The 17,148-nt window shown below is 62.9% G+C and carries 13 protein-coding genes; 8 read left to right on the forward strand and 5 right to left on the reverse strand.

Annotated features, from left to right (window positions below):
* Positions 1–86 precede the first annotated feature (86 nt).
* The 3 genes from gcvT (at position 87) to gcvP (ending at position 4,642) form a co-directional block, all read left to right on the forward strand.
* On the forward strand, positions 87–1,169 hold the full coding sequence (gene gcvT / locus AB1N67_RS01050; RefSeq protein WP_043211562.1) for a glycine cleavage system aminomethyltransferase GcvT: 1,083 nt from the start codon (positions 87–89) through the stop codon (positions 1,167–1,169).
* Positions 1,170–1,216: 47 nt separating this feature from the next.
* Positions 1,217–1,600 (forward strand): glycine cleavage system protein GcvH, encoded by a 384-nt coding sequence (gcvH, locus tag AB1N67_RS01055; protein WP_043211560.1) that lies wholly within the window; start codon positions 1,217–1,219, stop codon positions 1,598–1,600.
* Between the two features lie 168 nt (positions 1,601–1,768).
* On the forward strand, positions 1,769–4,642 hold the full coding sequence (gene gcvP / locus AB1N67_RS01060) for an aminomethyl-transferring glycine dehydrogenase (RefSeq protein WP_090343467.1): 2,874 nt from the start codon (positions 1,769–1,771) through the stop codon (positions 4,640–4,642).
* A 224-nt stretch (positions 4,643–4,866) separates the two neighbouring features.
* On the opposite strand, the gene AB1N67_RS01065 is transcribed toward gcvP, so the two are convergent.
* The 3 genes from AB1N67_RS01065 to AB1N67_RS01075 all read right to left on the reverse strand — a co-directional run bounded on the left by AB1N67_RS01065 (position 4,867) and on the right by AB1N67_RS01075 (position 7,412).
* Positions 4,867–5,181: a DUF2388 domain-containing protein gene (locus AB1N67_RS01065; RefSeq protein ID WP_043211555.1), complete on the reverse strand. Its 315-nt coding sequence runs from the start codon at positions 5,179–5,181 to the stop codon at positions 4,867–4,869.
* 92 nt (positions 5,182–5,273) lie between these two features.
* Positions 5,274–6,956, reverse strand: a complete 1,683-nt coding sequence (locus AB1N67_RS01070; protein WP_367863483.1) for a GspE/PulE family protein — start codon at positions 6,954–6,956, stop codon at positions 5,274–5,276.
* A 129-nt stretch (positions 6,957–7,085) separates the two neighbouring features.
* Positions 7,086–7,412, reverse strand: coding sequence for a hypothetical protein (locus AB1N67_RS01075; RefSeq protein ID WP_043211552.1), 327 nt, complete (start codon positions 7,410–7,412; stop codon positions 7,086–7,088).
* Between the two features lie 125 nt (positions 7,413–7,537).
* On the opposite strand from AB1N67_RS01075, the gene AB1N67_RS01080 reads away from it, so the two are divergent.
* Positions 7,538–8,008 (forward strand): Lrp/AsnC family transcriptional regulator, encoded by a 471-nt coding sequence (locus tag AB1N67_RS01080; protein WP_043211551.1) that lies wholly within the window; start codon positions 7,538–7,540, stop codon positions 8,006–8,008.
* A gap of 98 nt (positions 8,009–8,106) precedes the next feature.
* On the opposite strand, the gene AB1N67_RS01085 is transcribed toward AB1N67_RS01080, so the two are convergent.
* Entirely contained in the window at positions 8,107–9,474 is a 1,368-nt protein-coding gene (locus AB1N67_RS01085) for an inorganic triphosphatase (RefSeq protein ID WP_090343462.1), read from the reverse strand.
* Positions 9,475–9,596: 122 nt separating this feature from the next.
* Here AB1N67_RS01085 and argE point away from each other — a divergent pair, with 122 nt between their 5' ends.
* Both argE and argA read left to right on the forward strand, forming a co-directional pair.
* Complete coding sequence (argE, locus tag AB1N67_RS01090) at positions 9,597–10,739, forward strand: acetylornithine deacetylase (RefSeq protein ID WP_043211548.1); 1,143 nt, start codon at positions 9,597–9,599, stop codon at positions 10,737–10,739.
* 224 nt (positions 10,740–10,963) lie between these two features.
* A complete protein-coding gene (gene argA / locus AB1N67_RS01095) occupies positions 10,964–12,262 on the forward strand; it encodes an amino-acid N-acetyltransferase (RefSeq protein ID WP_043211546.1) in 1,299 nt (432 codons plus the stop codon).
* A 73-nt stretch (positions 12,263–12,335) separates the two neighbouring features.
* Here the strand turns inward: argA and AB1N67_RS01100 are convergent, their stop codons facing one another.
* Positions 12,336–13,712 (reverse strand): glutamine synthetase family protein, encoded by a 1,377-nt coding sequence (locus AB1N67_RS01100; protein ID WP_043211544.1) that lies wholly within the window; start codon positions 13,710–13,712, stop codon positions 12,336–12,338.
* Positions 13,713–14,379: 667 nt separating this feature from the next.
* Here AB1N67_RS01100 and AB1N67_RS01105 point away from each other — a divergent pair.
* Together AB1N67_RS01105 and AB1N67_RS01110 are read left to right on the forward strand one after the other, a co-directional pair.
* Complete coding sequence (locus tag AB1N67_RS01105; protein ID WP_043211541.1) at positions 14,380–15,738, forward strand: glutamine synthetase family protein; 1,359 nt, start codon at positions 14,380–14,382, stop codon at positions 15,736–15,738.
* A 48-nt stretch (positions 15,739–15,786) separates the two neighbouring features.
* Positions 15,787–17,148: an aspartate aminotransferase family protein gene (locus tag AB1N67_RS01110; RefSeq protein WP_102081402.1), complete on the forward strand. Its 1,362-nt coding sequence runs from the start codon at positions 15,787–15,789 to the stop codon at positions 17,146–17,148.

Genomic DNA, 17,148 nt, shown 5'->3' on the forward strand with positions numbered 1-17,148 from the left:
TCGCTGCGGCGGGTCCTGAACAAGATCAGGCGACGGATCAACGTTGCCGACCGCCGCTGCCTCGCCACGCCCGGAAGGAGAAACCCATGGGACAGCGTACGCCTCTGTATGACCTGCACCTGGCGCTCGGCGCCAAGATGGTCGATTTCGGTGGTTGGGACATGCCCCTGCACTACGGTTCGCAAGTCGAGGAGCACCACCAGGTGCGCAGTGATTGCGGCGTCTTCGATGTATCCCACATGACCGTCATCGATGTTGCCGGCGACCAGGCCACACCCTGGCTGCAACGTTTGCTGGCCAACGATGTGGCCCGTCTGGATAGCCTAGGCAAGGCGCTGTACAGCCCGCTGCTCAACGCCGACGGCGGCGTCATCGACGACCTGATCGCCTACCGCACGGAAATCGGCTATCGCCTGGTGGCCAACGCCGCCACCCGCGACAAGGTCCTCACCTGGCTGCAGGCGCAGAGCGCCGGTTTCGCCATCAACTTCGTCGAGCGCTCCGAGCTCGCCATCCTCGCCATCCAAGGCCCCCATGCCCGCGAAAAAGTCGCCCAGTTGCTCAGTGCCCCGCGTGCTGCACTGGTCCGTGAGCTGCGCCCGTTCGAAGGGGTTGCCGAAGGTGACTGGTTCATTGCCCGCACCGGCTACACCGGCGAGGACGGCCTGGAGATCATCTTCCCCGGCCAGCAGGCGCCAGCCTTCTTCAACGACCTGGTCGGTGCAGGCATTGCGCCGAGCGGCCTAGGTGCGCGCGACACGTTGCGCCTGGAAGCCGGCATGAACCTTTACGGCCAGGACATTGACGAAAACCATACGCCACTGACCTCCAACCTCGGCTGGAGTGTCGCCTGGGAACCGGCCGAGCGCGACTTCATCGGGCGTACCGGCCTGCTTGCGGAAATCGAGCAGGGTGTGCAAGAGAAACTGGTCGGCCTGGTGCTGGAAGAGCGTGGTGTACTGCGCGCCCATCAGGTGGTGCGGGTAGCCGGGATTGGCGAAGGGGAGATCACCAGTGGTAGTTTCTCGCCTACGCTGAGCAAATCCATCGCCTTGGCGCGTGTGCCCATGGCTACGGGCGAGCGTGCCGAGGTGGAGATTCGTGGCAAGTGGTATCCGGTGCGGGTGGTCAAGCCGACCTTCGTGCGCCATGGAAAGATTCTGATCTGAACAATTACCGGCGGGCTGACCGCTGAGCCAATCGAGGAAGACAACAGATGAGCAATATCCCCGCCGAACTGCGTTTTGCCGAAAGCCACGAGTGGGCACGCCTGGAGACCGATGGCAGCGTGACCGTCGGTATCAGCGATCATGCCCAGCAAGCCCTGGGTGATGTGGTGTTCGTCGAATTGGCAGAAGTGGGCAAGGTGTTTGCCGCTGGCGACGCCGCGGGCGTGGTCGAGTCGGTCAAGGCCGCTTCGGATATCTACGCACCTGTGGCCGGCGAAGTCATCGCCGTCAACGAAGAACTGGCCGACAGCCCTGAGCTGCTCAACGAAGAGCCCTACGCTGCCTGGATATTCAAGCTCAAGCCAAGCAACCCAGCCGATCTGGACAACCTGCTGGACGCTGCTGGCTACCAAGCTGCCATCGGCGAGTAAGCCTTCCTGGCACAACTAAACCCCTCCTGCAGGCGCGATCCGAGCCCTGCGGGAGCGGGTTTATACGTGAAGAAGTCACTGGGCAACGCAAGATTTCACGCAGCATGGGCAATCCCTTCCTAGACTTGTAAGTCTCCATGAGACCTGGTCCAGGAAGAGACGATCGCCATGTCCCAGTCGCCATCCTTGAGTCAACTGCAAGAGCTCAACCCCTTCCTGCGTCGTCACCTGGGGCCTGATGCCTCAGAGCAGAAGGCCATGCTCGATGCCCTCGGCATCGCCAGTCGCACCGAACTGATCGAACAGACCGTCCCCCCGGGCATCCGCCTGGCCCGCCCGCTGGACCTTCCGCCCGCCCTGGATGAGCAAGCTGCCCTGGCCAAACTGGCTGGGTACGCGGAGCAGAACCAGATCTGGACCAGCCTGATCGGCATGGGTTACCACGGCACCGTCACGCCCACCGTCATTCTGCGCAATGTGCTGGAGAATCCGGGCTGGTACACCGCCTACACGCCTTACCAGCCGGAAATCGCCCAAGGGCGGCTGGAGGCGCTGCTGAACTTCCAGCAAATGGTGATCGACCTCACCGGCCTGGCCCTGGCCAATGCCTCGTTGCTCGATGAAGCCACTGCGGCGGCCGAGGCCATGGCCCTGGCCAAGCGGATGGCCAAGAGCAAAAGCAATGTCTTCTTTGCCGACGAGCACTGCCATCCGCAAACACTCTCGGTGCTGCGCACCCGCGCCGAGGGGTTCGGCTTCGAACTGATCGTCGATTCACTGGACAACCTGGCCAAGCATCAGGTGTTCGGCGCCTTGATGCAGTATCCCGACACCCATGGGGAAGTGCGCGACCTGCGTCCACTGATCGAGCAATTGCATGGCCAACACGCCTTGGCCTGCGTCGCGGCGGATATCCTCAGCCTGGTGGTGCTGACCCCACCCGGTGAGCTGGGGGCCGATGTGGTGCTGGGTTCGACCCAGCGTTTTGGCGTACCCATGGGCTATGGCGGCCCCCATGCCGCATATTTCGCCTGTCGTGATGAGTTCAAGCGCGCGATGCCGGGGCGCATCATCGGCGTCTCGCGCGATGCTCGCGGCAATACCGCCCTGCGCATGGCCTTGCAGACCCGCGAGCAGCACATCCGCCGCGAGAAGGCCAATTCCAACATCTGCACCGCTCAGGTGCTGCTGGCCAACATCGCCGGGTTCTACGCGGTCTACCATGGCCCTGAAGGGCTCAGGCGCATCGCTCAGCGTGTGCATCGGCTGACGTTCGTCCTAGCCGCAGGCCTCGAAGCCAAGGGCATCAAGCGGGTGAACCAGCACTTCTTCGATACCTTGACCCTCGACGTTGGCGGTACCCAGGCGGCGATCATCGAAAGCGCCGAGAAGGCCCGGATCAATTTGCGCATTCTCGGGCGCGGACACCTGGGCGTCAGCCTGGACGAGACCTGCACCGAGGCGACGGTCATGCGTCTGTTCGATGTCTTCTTGGGCGTCGACCATGGCCTGCGCATCGCCGACCTCGACGCCCAAGCGCTCCCCGAAGGCATTCCGGGGGCGCTGGTCCGGCGTACGCCGTTGCTCACCCATCCGGTGTTCAATCTGCACCACAGCGAAACCGAGATGCTGCGCTACCTCAAGCAGCTGGAGAACAAGGACCTGGCGCTGAACCAGTCGATGATCCCGCTGGGCTCGTGCACCATGAAGCTCAATGCCACCAGCGAGATGATCCCCATCACCTGGCCTGGCTTCGCCTCGCTGCACCCCTTCGTCCCGGCCGGCCAGGCCCAGGGCTACAAGGCCATGATCGACGAGCTGGAAAGCTGGTTGTGCGCCATCACCGGCTTCGATGCCATCTGCATGCAGCCCAACTCGGGCGCCCAAGGCGAATATGCAGGGCTGATGGCAATCACCCGCTATCACCAGAGTCGCCATCAGCCGCAGCGGACCCTGTGCCTGATTCCATCATCGGCGCACGGCACCAACCCTGCATCGGCGCAGATGGCTGGCATGGAGGTGGTGATCGTCGACTGCGACGATGATGGCAACGTCGACCTCGGCGACCTCAAGGCCAAGGCGCGCGCTGCTGGCGATAGACTTTCCTGCCTGATGATCACCTACCCCTCGACCCATGGGGTGTATGAAGAAGGCATTCGTGAGATCTGTGAGGTGATCCACCAGCAGGGGGGCCAGGTGTACATGGACGGCGCCAACCTCAATGCCCAGGTCGGCCTGACACGGCCGGCCGACATCGGTGCCGATGTCTCGCACATGAACCTGCACAAGACCTTCTGCATCCCCCATGGCGGCGGGGGGCCCGGCATGGGGCCGATCGGGGTGCGTGCCCACCTCAAGGCGTTCGTTGCCAGCCACCCGGTGGTGCCGGTGCCAGGGCTCGACCCGAACAATAGCGCAGTCAGCGCCGCGCCCTGGGGCAGTGCGAGCATCTTGCCGATCAGCTGGATGTACATCGCGATGATGGGGCCGCAACTCGCCGATGCCAGTGAGGTGGCGATTCTTTCAGCCAACTACCTGGCTCACCAGCTCGATGGGGCATTCCCGGTGTTGTACCGGGGGCGCAACGAGCGTGTCGCCCACGAGTGCATCCTCGATCTGCGCCCGCTCAAGGCGCTGACTGGAATCACCGAGGAGGACGTGGCCAAGCGCCTGATGGACTACGGCTTCCATGCCCCGACCATGTCCTTCCCGGTGCCGGGTACCTTGATGGTCGAGCCTACCGAGAGCGAATCCAAGGCTGAGCTGGACCGCTTTGTCGAGGCGATGCTGGCGATCCGGGCGGAGATCGATGAAGTGAAGGAAGGCAACTGGCCCGCCGAGGACAACCCGCTCAAGCATGCCCCCCATACCCTGGCCGATGTGCTGGCGCCCTGGACGCGCCCCTACAGCCTGGAGCAAGGCGTAGCTCCCAGTGCTCATGTGCGCTTGCACAAGTATTGGCCAGCGGTGAACCGGGTCGACAATGTGTATGGGGACAGGAACCTGTTCTGCTCGTGCGTGCCAGTGGAGGCGTATCGCTGAGGCTGATGCTAGGCCACCCAAGGTAGGTAGGAAGCAGAGGGAAATGGGCGATTGAAGCAGCGGTTAGATGACCCCAGCATCTGAGTCGTCTGCTTGCGGGTCAGCCGCTCCCACAGGGCCAGCGCGGACCAGTGGGAGCGGGTTTACCCGCGAACAAGACGCCACGGAGCAAGACCGTTGCTCATACAGGCCCGAGATGGATCTGTCGGAAGGACCCTGCGGTGTTACTCGACGACGGCGTTCTTGGCCAGGATAGCGTTGGCCAGGTCCATGTCGGTCGCTTGCATGCCAGGGTTGTCGGCGCGCACCTTACGGAGCGCTGCCTCCAGGTATGGCCCGCGGATGGCGCCTTCGCTGGCAACGAAGCTGCCGGCATCGTCTTGGGCGGCCACGACCATCTTGTGGTCTTTGGAGGTCAGGTAGCTCGACGCGGTGGTCGCGCCGGAAGTCATGACGTTACGCCAGAAGGTATCGGCCATGGCGGAGCCAACAGGCAGCGAGAGCAGGGCGGCGGCTGCGATGGCGGTTTTGAGACGCATGGTGCATTCACCTCGAGTGGTGAGGGTTGTGGGAATGGCCGTTTGGATCGTGTCTGAGTGACGCAAGTTCCCTGAATACAAGGGAATTTTGCTCAGGAGCAGACCCTGAGCACCTCCGCCAGGCTGGTCTGTCCGGCGCTGATTTTCACCTCCCCGCAGTGGCGCAGGTCCTGCAAACCTTCCGCCAGAGCCATCCGACGCAGGGCGGCCAGATCGCTGTTGGAGCCGATACTGGCGCGCAGGCCTTCGCTTGGGATCAACAGCTCGAACAGCCCCGTGCGGCCATGAAACCCCGTCCCTCGGCAAGCACGACAGGCAACACCGTCGAGGGCCGCCGTGCCCTGGCAGTCGCAGCAGAAGGTACGCACCAGGCGCTGGGCCATGACGCCGAGCAGTGTGGCTTTGAGCAGGTAGTCCGCCACACCCAGCTCCTGTAGACGGGTGATCGCGCTGCAGGTGTCGTCGGTGTGAAGGGTGGACAGCACCAGATGCCCCGTCAGGGCTGCTTGCACCGCGACCTGGGCGGTCTCGCGATCACGTATCTCACCGATCATGATGATGTCCGGATCCTGGCGCAGCAGGGCGCGCACGCCATTGGCAAACCCCAGGTCGAGGCTCGGCTGGACCTGCAGCTGGTTGAACGCAGGCTCCAGACGCTCGATAGGGTCTTCGATGGTGCACAGGTTGACCTGGGGCGTGGCCAGTTGGCGTAGGCTGGCGTAGAGCGTGCTGGTCTTGCCCGAGCCTGTGGGGCCTGTGACCAGGACGATACCCTGGCGGTGGTTCAGCAGCCCTTGCCATTGGCGTAGCAAGTCGCCCTCCAGGCCCAAGTGGTGAAAGTCCTGGTGCGATTGTTGGGAGTCGAACAGCCGCAGTACCAGTTTTTCGCCGAAAGGCGTGGGTAATGTGGACAGCCGCAGTTCCACGTCGCCACCCCCCGGCAGACGGCTTTTCAGTCGACCGTCCTGGGGGCGGCGCTTTTCTGCGACATCCATGCGCCCCAAGTGCTTGAGGCGGCTGACCAACGCCAGGGTGACACCTGCCGGAAAGGCATAGACCGTATGCAGCAAGCCATCTATGCGATATCGCAGCTGGCCCTGTTCTCGGCGCGGTTCGAGGTGGATATCGCTGGCGCGCTGTTCGATGGCGTACTGCAGCAGCCAGTCGACGATGTGCACGATGTGGGCGTCGTCGGCGCTGGCCTCGGTGTGGCGCTGGCCGAGCTCCAGCAGATGCTCCAGTTCACCCAGGCCAGTGGTCTGCTGGCGCTGTGCGCCCTTGACCGAGTGGGCCAGGCGAACGAAGGTCTGGGCCAATTGGCGAACCTGCACCGGGCTGGCCAGTACGCGGCGGATCGGCTTGCCCAGGCTGCGGACCAAGTCGGCCTCCCATTCGCACTGGTAGGGTTGGGCGCTGGCCACCGTGACGCAGCTGTCGTCCACAGCCACGGCGAGGATGCCGTGGCGCTGGGCGAAAGCTGGCGACATCAGGCCGCTGACCTGCTGCAGGTCGACTTGCAGTGGGTCTATGCGCATGAACGGTTGGCCGGCCCGGTTGGCGAGCCATTGGCAGAGGATGTCCAAGTCCAGGCGTCGGTCGGGGTGGCGACGGTCATGGAGGTCGAGGCTGGCGATGGTCTCGAGCGGATGCTGATCTGGGTGGCGGTGGGCCTGTTCGAGAACGCGCAGGGTGTCGCTGGCGTCCAGGTGCTGTTCGATGAGCAGGGCGTCGAGCACTCGGCTCAGGTCGAGGGCGTGGGTGTCGTCGGTATACATAGATGGCTTCCTTGCCAGGGTGGATCGGTCCCGGGGAAGGCTAGCCGGCGTCAGGTGAAGGAGTCGGGGCAAAAAGTGTCTGGATCTTGCTCAGAGAAGCCGAACGAGGCCACCCCCGTCTCGCAGTCCTCAGCTTGCAGCCACCTCGGCCATCCGCGGCATGTTCTCAAGGCGCACTTCACCGACACACACCAGGTTGCGCAATTTCTGTGCAATGACTTCGGCCCGATGCCAGCTAAGTCCGTCCACACCCACTTCGATATCCAGCAGATCGTCCTGCTGTTGCACATGGACGCTGTGCGGAGTCAGAAACTGCAACGCGAACAGATTGAGCACCCGGCACAGGCTGTCCGGCTCGGCCTCGGCCTGCAGGCGATAGCGTGCGGTGCAGTGAGCGGCGCTGGCGGCCCAGGTGTCGGTGCGTTGCGGGGTGTCGGGGCGTTCGAGTGCGTTCATGCCGATCTCCATCGTCGAGGGAGAAATTCTGGCAGGTCGAGGGGGGTATTTTTTCGCTATGATTCCAGCCAATCGCCCCTTGGCAGCTATTTCTATTCGAATCTGTGCGGAATGGAGAATTATTCATGCAAAGCGAGCTTGACGCTTACGATCGCCGCATCCTGGAGCTGTTACAAGAGGATGCTTCGCTGTCCAGCGCGCAGATCGCCGAGCGCATCGGCCTTTCGCAATCGCCGTGCTGGCGGCGCATACAGCGCTTGAAGGACGAGGGGATCATTCGTGGCCAGGTGACCTTGCTCGACCGCAAGAAGGTTGGCCTCAATACGCAGATCTTTGCCGAGGTTAAGCTCAATGCCCATGGGCGTTCTAACTTCACCGAGTTCACTGAGGCGATCCGGGGTTTTCCGCAGGTGCTGGAGTGTTATGTGCTAATGGGATCGGTTGATTTCCTGCTGCGCATCGTCACGCCGGACATCGAAGCCTACGAACGGTTCTTCTTCGAGAAATTGTCCAACGTGCCAGGGATCCAGGAAGTCAATTCGATCGTGGCCCTGTCCGAAATCAAATCCACCACCAGCCTGCCGTTATCGAGGTGAAGCGTTCACAGGGGAACCCGCGCTCACAGGGCTGCGCAAAACCAGGATCTGCGCCGTATCTGTAGGAACGGGTCCACCCGTGAAGTAGCGAGCCGGTATCAAACTTTGAGCAAATGCTTCCAGCCCCTGCTCTGATCGATGACGCGGGCCTGCTCGATCCGCGCCTCCAGCAGTTCATCGCTGATCGGCAGTTCCGCCAGCTCATGTAGCTTCTTCAGGTCGCCATACAGCCGGTCCATCTGCGGCGCCTCGAGGACGTGACGCGCGTGGTGCAGCCAGGCCAGCAATTGCTCGATGCGCGGCAGTTGCTCGGCAAGGTCTTCTGGACGCTGGGCATACAGCGGCAACTTCAGCGAACGGCCTTCCTCGCCCAGCAGGTGCGCCAGCCAGCTGGCCAGGTGCGCCTTGCCCTGGCGCTCGCCCCGGCCGGCGCGCTCGACGGTCCAGGTACGGGCCAGCAGCCAGCGCGAGGTTTCCAGGGAGAACTGACCCCAGCGAGTGTCTTCGAGCTCGTCGGCGAACTGCTCGGGGGCGGCGCGGCGGACGTCTTCGTCGTCGTTGCCGGCCTGTACCAACGGACGCCAGTCTTCCAGCAGGGCGTCCAGGCGCAGACGTAGGTCACGTGTGGTCGCGCGGGGGGCGGCCTGGCCCAGAGTGCTGACCAGGGCACGCAGCTCGGCCAGGCACTGCACCCAGTCCTGCAGCAGGCGCCAATGGCCGCTGTGACGGTACTGCTCGGCCAGGCGCTGGCTACTGCCGAGCAACTGCCAGGCCAGCGCCGCGAAGGCGTCGTCCACCGAGGTTTCGGCTTCAAGTTCGGTGTTCGGCAAACTCAGCTCATAGCTTTCGGGCTCGAGCAGGCGGTAGCCGCGCTCGGCTTTGCTGATGTCGCAGGGCATCAGCGGCAGACTGGCGGCCAGTTCGGCGGCCAGTTCCAGCAGCGCTTCAGGGGCACCTTCGCGCAGCTCAAGCTCCAGCTCGCAGATTTCTTCCTTGCGCTTGCCAGCGATGACGAAGCCTTGGTCAAGGGCGGCTTCGATCACCACCTTGGCTTTGCCACGACCCCAGGCGATCTCGGCGAATTCGCGGGTGAAGTCGGTGGTGAACAGCGGCTTGATGGTCTTTTTGTCCAGCCCCGCTAGCTGCTCTGGCCAGCAGGTGTGGTCGAGCTTCTTGAGGTCCAGCTTGACCTTGTCCAGGTGCCATTCGTGTTCGTTGCGCTCGGACAGCCCGGCCACGCTCTGGCCGCGGCACTTGAGGGTCTGGATGATGACCTCGCCGTCCCGACGCAGGCGCAGGGCAACGCGGGCAGCCGCGAGGTCGCGGTCTGGGGTGTCGAAGTACTGGTTGAGCAGTTCGCGGGTCTGCCAGCCGGACTTGTTGCGCTTCTTCAGCAGGGGGTGCTCGCGCAGGGCGGCAAGGGTCTCGCGGCTGGCGCGGAGCTTGAGTTCGGTTTCTTTGTGCATCGCAGACTCGAAGGAGGGGGCATCGTTGTCGTGCAGTCTACAGGAGTCGGCTCCCGGCTGTTGGGTTGTTCCGGGGACGGGATGCATTGCTATGATGGGCCTCGAGCCCGAGGAGAGCGCTTATGCCCCTGCCGTCGCTGAAAGACCAGTTCGCCGCCCTGATCGCCGCACCGTCGGTCAGTTGCACCCAGGCTGCGCTGGACCAGTCCAACCGTCAGGTCATCGACTTGCTGGCCGGCTGGCTTGGCGATCTTGGCTTTGTCTGCGAGATCCGCCAGGTAACGCCTGGCAAGTTCAATCTGCTGGCCAGCCGTGGCACGGGCCCCGGCGGCCTGGTGTTGGCCGGACACAGCGACACCGTGCCCTATGATCCACAACTGTGGGCCAGCGATCCGCTCAAGCTGACCGAGGTCGATGGCCGCTGGGTGGGCTTGGGCAGTTGCGACATGAAAGGCTTCTTTGCGCTGGTCATCGAGGCCGTGTTGCCGCTGTTGGAACACGATTTCAAGCAACCGCTGCTGATTCTTGCGACCTGCGACGAGGAGAGCTCGATGTCCGGCGCCCGCGCCCTGGCTGAGGCCGGTCAGCCCCTAGGCCGCGCGGCAGTGATCGGTGAGCCCACGGGCTTGCGGCCGATTCGCATGCACAAGGGCATCCTCATGGACCGTATCGACATCCTGGGACGCAGCGGGCATTCCTCTGACCCAAGCCTTGGGCACAGTGCCCTTGAGGCGATGCATGCGGTGATGGGCGAGCTGATGGGCCTTCGCCAGCAATGGCAGCAGGCCTACCGCAACCCGCAGTTCAGCGTGCCGACCCCGACGATGAACTTTGGTTGCATCCACGGCGGCGACAACCCTAATCGCATCTGCGGCCAATGCGCCCTGGAGTTCGACCTGCGTCCGCTGCCTGGCATGGATGTCGAACAGCTGCGCGCGGCGATCCGGGAAAAACTCGTGCCGGTGGCCGAACGCCACGAAGTGCGCATCGACTATGCGCCGTTGTTTCCGGAAGTCCCACCGTTCGAGCAGGCCGCCGACGCCGAACTGGTGCAATTGGCCGAACGTCTGACCGGCCATCGCGCCGAGGCAGTGGCCTTTGGCACCGAAGCGCCTTATCTTCAACAACTGGGCTGCCAGACCATCGTGCTGGGCCCGGGCGACATTGCCTGTGCCCACCAGCCGGGCGAATACCTTGAAATGTCACGTATCGAGCCTACCGTGCGTCTATTGCGTGATCTGATCCGGCACTATTGCCTGAGCTAGGGTCTGTATGAAATGTGTTCGCCCGCGCGTACACGCGCATTGGAGCCCTGTTCCAACGCAGCATGGGCCAGAGCGGATACATTTCGTACAACGCCTAAACGTCCATTGACCTGATTCGTCCCTGCCTAGAGGAGACCGCGCGTGACCGCAAGCCTGTTCCGACGATGATTTTGAACGCCGCCGTTTGTTCGCCGTTCTCCGTTCACTTATCCACAGGCCTTGTCATGCCCGATTACGTCAACTGGCTGCGCCATGCTTCTCCCTACATCAACGCTCATCGCGACTGCACCTTCGTGGTCATGCTCCCAGGCGATGGCGTGGAACACCCCAATTTCGGCAACATCGTCCACGACCTGGTGCTGCTGCATAGCCTCGGCGTGCGGCTGGTGCTGGTCCATGGCTCGCGTCCGCAAATCGAGAGCCGCCTGGCCGATCGCGGCCTGACACCTCATTATCATCGCGGCATGCGTGTCACCGACGCGGCGACCCTGGACTGCGTGATCGATGCCGTCGGCGCCCTGCGCCTGGCCATCGAGGCGCGCCTGTCGATGGACATCGCCGCCTCGCCGATGCAAGGCTCGCGGCTGCGGGTGGCGTCGGGCAATCTGGTCACCGCCCGGCCGATCGGGGTGCTCGAAGGGGTCGACTATCACCACACCGGCGAGGTGCGGCGGATCGACCGCAAGGGCATCAACCGCCTGCTCGACGAGCGCTCCATCGTGTTGCTGTCGCCCTTGGGCTATTCGCCTACCGGCGAGATCTTCAATCTGGCCTGCGAAGACGTGGCGACCCGCGCCGCCATCGAGCTTGGCGCCGACAAACTGCTGCTGTTCGGTGCCGAACCCGGCTTGCTGGACGAGCAGGGCAAGCTGGTGCGTGAGCTGCGTCCACAACAGGTACCCGCGCATCTGCAACGCTTGGGCAGCGACTATCAGGGCGAACTGCTCGATGCCGCCGCCGAAGCCTGCAAGGGCGGTGTGGCGCGCAGTCACATCGTCAGCTATGCCGAGGACGGCGCGCTGCTGACCGAGCTGTTCACGCGTGGCGGCGGGGGCACGCTGGTGTCCCAGGAGCAGTTCGAAGTGGTGCGTGAGGCGACCATCGACGATGTGGGCGGTTTGCTGGAGCTGATCAGTCCGCTGGAGGAGCAGGGGATCCTGGTGCGGCGCTCGCGTGAAGTGTTGGAGCGAGAGATCGAGCAGTTCAGCGTCGTCGAGCGCGAGGGCATGATCATCGCCTGCGCGGCGCTGTATCCGATCGCCGATTCCGATGCAGGGGAGCTGGCGTGCCTGGCGGTGAACCCTGAGTATCGCCATGGCGGACGTGGCGACGAGTTGCTGGAGCGGATCGAGAGCCGGGCGCGGCAGCAGGGCCTTAGCACCTTGTTCGTGCTCACCACCCGTACCGCGCATTGGTTCCGTGAACGCGGCTTCGCGCCCAGTGGGGTGGAGCGGCTGCCGGCGGCGCGGGCATCGCTGTACAACTACCAGCGCAATTCGAAGATTTTCGAGAAGCCGCTTTGAGACTGTGCTGATCTCTTCGCGGGCGACACGGTCCCGGAATGAAAAACGCCGCCCCTTGGGGCGGCGTTTTCGTTTACACGGTATGCAGGTACCAGTTGTACTCGAGGTCGGAGATCGAGTGCTCGAACTCCTCCAGCTCGCTCTCCTTGCACGCGACGAAGATGTCGATGTACTTCGGATCGATGTACTTGTTCAGGATTTCGCTGTCGTCCAGCTCGCGCAGGGCATCGCGCAGGTTGTTCGGCAGGCTCTGCTCCAGCTGTTCGTACGAGTTGCCTTCGATCGGCTCACCCGGCTCGACCTTGTTGGTCAGGCCATGGTGCACACCGGCCAATACGGCGGCCATCATCAGGTACGGGTTGGCGTCGGCACCGGCCACGCGGTGCTCGATGCGCACGGCATCCGGCGAACCGGTTGGCACGCGCAGGGCTACGGTACGGTTGTCCAGGCCCCAGCTCGGCGCATTCGGCACATAGAACTGTGCACCGAAGCGACGGTACGAGTTGACGTTCGGGCACAGGAACGCCATGGACGCGGGCAGGGTCTCGAGCACACCGCCGACAGCGTGACGTAGCGCGGCGTTCTGCTCGGGATCCTCGCTGGTGAAGATGTTGTTGCCATCTTTGTCCAGCACGGAGATGTGTACATGCAGGCCATTGCCCGCCTGGCCCGGGTAGGGCTTGGCCATGAAGGTGGTGTCCATCTCATGGTCGTAGGCGATGTTCTTGATAAGGCGCTTGAGCAGTACGGCGTAGTCACAGGCCTTGAGCGGGTCGGGGACGTGATGCAGGTTGACTTCGAACTGGGCCGGGGCGCTTTCCTTGACGATGGCGTCGGCCGGAATGCCTTGCTCCTTGGCGCCTTCGAGGATGTCCTGCAGGCAATCGGCATACTCGTCCAGGTCGTCGATCAGATACACCTGGGTCGATTGCGGACGCTTGCCCGAGATTGGCGAACGCGGCGGCTGGGGACGGCCGTTCACGTTTTCCTGGTCGATCAGGTAGAACTCGAGCTCGAAAGCTGCGCAGATCGTCAGGCCCATCTCGGTGAACTTGTTCACCACTTGGCGCAGGACCTCGCGCGGGTCGGCGAAGAACGGCTCGCCTTCCAGTTCGTGCATGGTCATCAGCAGTTGAGCGGTGGGGCGCTTCTGCCAGGGTTCGTTGGAGAGGGTGCCGGGGATCGGGTAGCAGATGCGGTCGGCATCGCCGATGTCCAGGCCAAGGCCGGTGCTTTCGACGGTGGAACCGTTGATATCCAGGGCGAAGAGGGAGGCGGGCAGGTTGATGCCTTTCTCGTAAACCTTGTGGAGGCTGGTGCGCTCTATGCGCTTGCCGCGCACCACACCATTCATATCTGCAATCAGAAGGTCAACGTAGAGAACCTCAGGATGTTCCTTAAGGAACGCGTTCGCTTCGTTAAGCTGAACGGCACGCGGGGGTACCGACATGATGCAACACCTTTGTTGTTAAAAATATCAATCAAGGGGGGCTTGCAAGCCCAGTCAATCCGAAAGACCTAGCGAAGTCAAGCCAACCCCATGATGCCCCGAAATGGCACAGCAACGGCAGAAATGCTGCATCTGGGGGCAACTCATTATCCGCTATTTTGGCCCCAAAGGGCTATCGCAGGCTGAGCGTGGTTTATTTTTTACGGAGTGGTTGTGTAAAAAAATGAACAAGGCTAAGCTCGGCCTCAACCCAGAACACAATAATACGAGGGTCACATGGTCCGCCTGCCGAGACCTGAAAGCGCTGCCTGCGCCGCGCACACAGGTGTTCCCAGCATTCGCCGCGAAGGCTGCGCACGCATCGAGTCCTGCGCGCGCGCTCTGCTCGCAATAATTGACGGCTGGTCAGGTCCATCCTCCGTTCGTAGCAGTTTCCTGCACGTCCTTTCGCTTCTCTGCCCTTTGTTTGTATCGCGGACACGCTTGTTTCGAGTGTATCTGCTGTCGTCTTGCGCGTGGGTTTTTGCTTTAGCCAAGCACTGCATCCAGAATCAAGGCGCGGGTCTGCCATGGCATTTGCGGCCAGGCAGCGTCCGTCTTGATCGACGCCAGGCGTCAGCGGCGCCCGACTATCGTCAGCCGGGCCACATTACCTCCTGAGGTATTTATGAGTACCAACCTCGACCAGCTCACCGATTGGTTGAAAGAGCACAAGATCACCGAAGTGGAATGCCTGATCAGCGACCTGACCGGCATCACCCGCGGCAAGATTTCGCCGACCAACAAGTTCATCGCCGAAAAGGGCATGCGCCTGCCCGAAAGCGTCCTGCTGCAGACCGTGACCGGCGACTACGTCGACGACGACATCTATTACCAACTGCTGGACCCGGCCGACATCGACATGATCTGCCGCCCAGACGAGAGCGCTGTGTTCCTCGTGCCATGGGCCATCGAGCCGACCGCCCAGGTCATCCACGACACCTACGACAAGAAGGGCAACCCGGTCGAGCTGTCGCCGCGCAACGTGCTCAAGAAAGTCCTGAAGCTGTACGCCGACAAAGGCTGGCAGCCGATCGTGGCGCCTGAGATGGAGTTCTACCTGACCAAGCGCAGCGAGGATCCGGACTTCCCGCTGCAACCGCCAGTGGGTCGCTCCGGCCGTCCGGAGACCGGTCGCCAGTCGTTCTCCATCGAGGCTGCCAACGAGTTCGACCCGTTGTTCGAGGACGTCTATGACTGGTGCGAACTGCAGCAACTGGACCTCGACACACTCATCCACGAAGACGGCACGGCGCAGATGGAGATCAACTTCCGTCACGGCAACGCTCTGCACCTGGCCGACCAGATCCTGGTGTTCAAGCGCACCATGCGCGAGGCGGCGCTCAAGCACAACGTGGCCGCGACCTTCATGGCCAAGCCCATGACCGGCGAGCCTGGCAGCGCCATGCACCTGCACCAGAGCGTGGTGGACGTGGCCACCGGCAAGAACATTTTCTCCAACGAGGACGGCAGCATGAGCGAGCTGTTCCTCAACCACATCGGCGGCCTGCAAAAGTTCATCCCTGAAGCGCTGCCGCTGTTCGCCCCCAACGTCAACTCGTTCCGCCGATTCCTGCCGGACACCTCGGCACCGGTGAACGTCGAATGGGGCGAGGAGAACCGCACCGTTGGCCTGCGTGTGCCTGATGCCGGGCCGCAGAACCGCCGCGTGGAAAACCGTCTGCCAGGCGCCGACGCCAACCCTTACCTGGCCATTGCCGCGAGCTTGCTGTGCGGCTACATCGGTATGGTCGAGGGCATCGGCGCCAGCGCGCCGGTCCAGGGCCGTGGCTACGAGCGGCGCAATCTGCGCCTGCCGCTGACCATCGAAGATGCCTTGGAGCGCATGGAAAACTGCCGTGCGCTGGAACAGTACCTGGGCAAGAAATTCATCAGCGGCTATGTGGCCACCAAGCGGGCCGAGCACGAGAACTTCAAACGGGTAATCAGCTCCTGGGAGCGAGAGTTCCTGCTGTTTGCCGTCTGATCAAACTTGGGGCCGCTTCAGCGCGGCTGTCGGATAACGGAGAAGCACATGAGCGTCAACAACCCGCAAACCCGTGAATGGCAAACCTTGAGCGGTGAGCACCACCTGGCGCCTTTCAGCGACTACAAGCAACTGAAGGAAAAAGGACCGCGCATCATCACCAAGGCCCAGGGCGTGCATTTGTGGGACAGCGAGGGTCACAAGATCCTCGACGGCATGGCCGGCCTGTGGTGTGTGGCCGTCGGCTATGGCCGTGAAGAACTGGTGCAGGCGGCGGAAAAACAGATGCGAGAGCTGCCGTACTACAACCTGTTCTTCCAGACCGCTCACCCGCCAGCCCTGGAACTGGCCAAGGCGATCACCGATGTGGCGCCCAAGGGCATGACCCATGTGTTCTTCACCGGTTCCGGCTCCGAAGGCAACGACACCGTGCTGCGTATGGTTCGCCACTACTGGGCGCTCAAGGGCAAGCCTGGCAAGCAGACCATCATCGGCCGCATCAACGGCTATCACGGCTCCACCGTCGCTGGCGCAAGCCTCGGCGGCATGAGCGGCATGCACGAGCAGGGCGGCCTGCCGATCCCGGGCATCGTGCACATTCCACAGCCGTACTGGTTCGGTGAGGGCGGCGACATGTCCCCTGATGCGTTCGGGGTATGGGCTGCCGAGCAACTGGAAAAGAAAATCCTGGAAGTGGGCGAAGACAACGTCGCGGCGTTCATCGCCGAGCCGATCCAGGGGGCGGGCGGGGTAATCATTCCACCGGACACCTACTGGCCGAAGATCAAGGAGATCCTCGCCAAGTACGACATTCTGTTCGTCGCCGACGAAGTGATCTGCGGCTTCGGCCGTACCGGCGAGTGGTTCGGCTCGGACTACTACGGTCTGGAACCCGACCTGATGACCATCGCCAAGGGCCTGACCTCCGGTTACATCCCCATGGGCGGTGTGATCGTGCGTGACACCGTGGCCCAGGTTCTCAGCGAAGGCGGCGACTTCAACCACGGCTTTACCTACTCAGGCCACCCGGTGGCCGCTGCCGTGGGCCTGGAAAACCTGCGCATCCTGCGCGATGAGAAGATCGTCGAGCGCGCCAGGACCGAAACGGCACCTTATTTGCAAAAGCGTTTGCGTGAACTGCAAGACCACCCACTGGTGGGCGAGGTACGCGGCCTGGGCCTGCTCGGTGCGATCGAGCTGGTCAAGGACAAGGCGACCCGCACCCGTCACGAGGGCAAGGGCGTCGGCATGATCTGCCGTACGCACTGCTTCGAGAACGGGCTGGTGATGCGTGCGGTGGGCGACACCATGATCATCGCGCCGCCCTTGGTGATCAGCCACGCAGAGATCGATGAGTTGATTGAAAAGGCGCGCAAGTGCCTGGACTTGACGTACGAAGCGATCAAGTGA

Source organism: Pseudomonas guariconensis (assembly GCF_040822035.1).
Classification (GTDB): Bacteria; Pseudomonadota; Gammaproteobacteria; order Pseudomonadales; family Pseudomonadaceae; genus Aquipseudomonas; species Aquipseudomonas guariconensis.

Excerpts from the sequence above, each read along its gene's own strand:
- gcvT (WP_043211562.1), top strand. The coding sequence starts at position 87 with ATGGGACAGCGTACGCCTCTGTATGACCTGCACCTGGCGCTCGGCGCC.
- argE (WP_043211548.1), top strand. The coding sequence starts at position 9,597 with ATGCCCCTGCCGTCGCTGAAAGACCAGTTCGCCGCCCTGATCGCCGCA.
- gcvP (WP_090343467.1), top strand. The coding sequence starts at position 1,769 with ATGTCCCAGTCGCCATCCTTGAGTCAACTGCAAGAGCTCAACCCCTTC.
- AB1N67_RS01075 (WP_043211552.1), bottom strand. The coding sequence starts at position 7,412 with ATGAACGCACTCGAACGCCCCGACACCCCGCAACGCACCGACACCTGG.
- AB1N67_RS01070 (WP_367863483.1), bottom strand. The coding sequence starts at position 6,956 with ATGTATACCGACGACACCCACGCCCTCGACCTGAGCCGAGTGCTCGAC.
- AB1N67_RS01080 (WP_043211551.1), top strand. The coding sequence starts at position 7,538 with ATGCAAAGCGAGCTTGACGCTTACGATCGCCGCATCCTGGAGCTGTTA.
- AB1N67_RS01105 (WP_043211541.1), top strand. The coding sequence starts at position 14,380 with ATGAGTACCAACCTCGACCAGCTCACCGATTGGTTGAAAGAGCACAAG.
- AB1N67_RS01065 (WP_043211555.1), bottom strand. The coding sequence starts at position 5,181 with ATGCGTCTCAAAACCGCCATCGCAGCCGCCGCCCTGCTCTCGCTGCCT.
- AB1N67_RS01085 (WP_090343462.1), bottom strand. The coding sequence starts at position 9,474 with ATGCACAAAGAAACCGAACTCAAGCTCCGCGCCAGCCGCGAGACCCTT.
- AB1N67_RS01110 (WP_102081402.1), top strand. The coding sequence starts at position 15,787 with ATGAGCGTCAACAACCCGCAAACCCGTGAATGGCAAACCTTGAGCGGT.
- AB1N67_RS01100 (WP_043211544.1), bottom strand. The coding sequence starts at position 13,712 with ATGTCGGTACCCCCGCGTGCCGTTCAGCTTAACGAAGCGAACGCGTTC.
- gcvH (WP_043211560.1), top strand. The coding sequence starts at position 1,217 with ATGAGCAATATCCCCGCCGAACTGCGTTTTGCCGAAAGCCACGAGTGG.
- argA (WP_043211546.1), top strand. The coding sequence starts at position 10,964 with ATGCCCGATTACGTCAACTGGCTGCGCCATGCTTCTCCCTACATCAAC.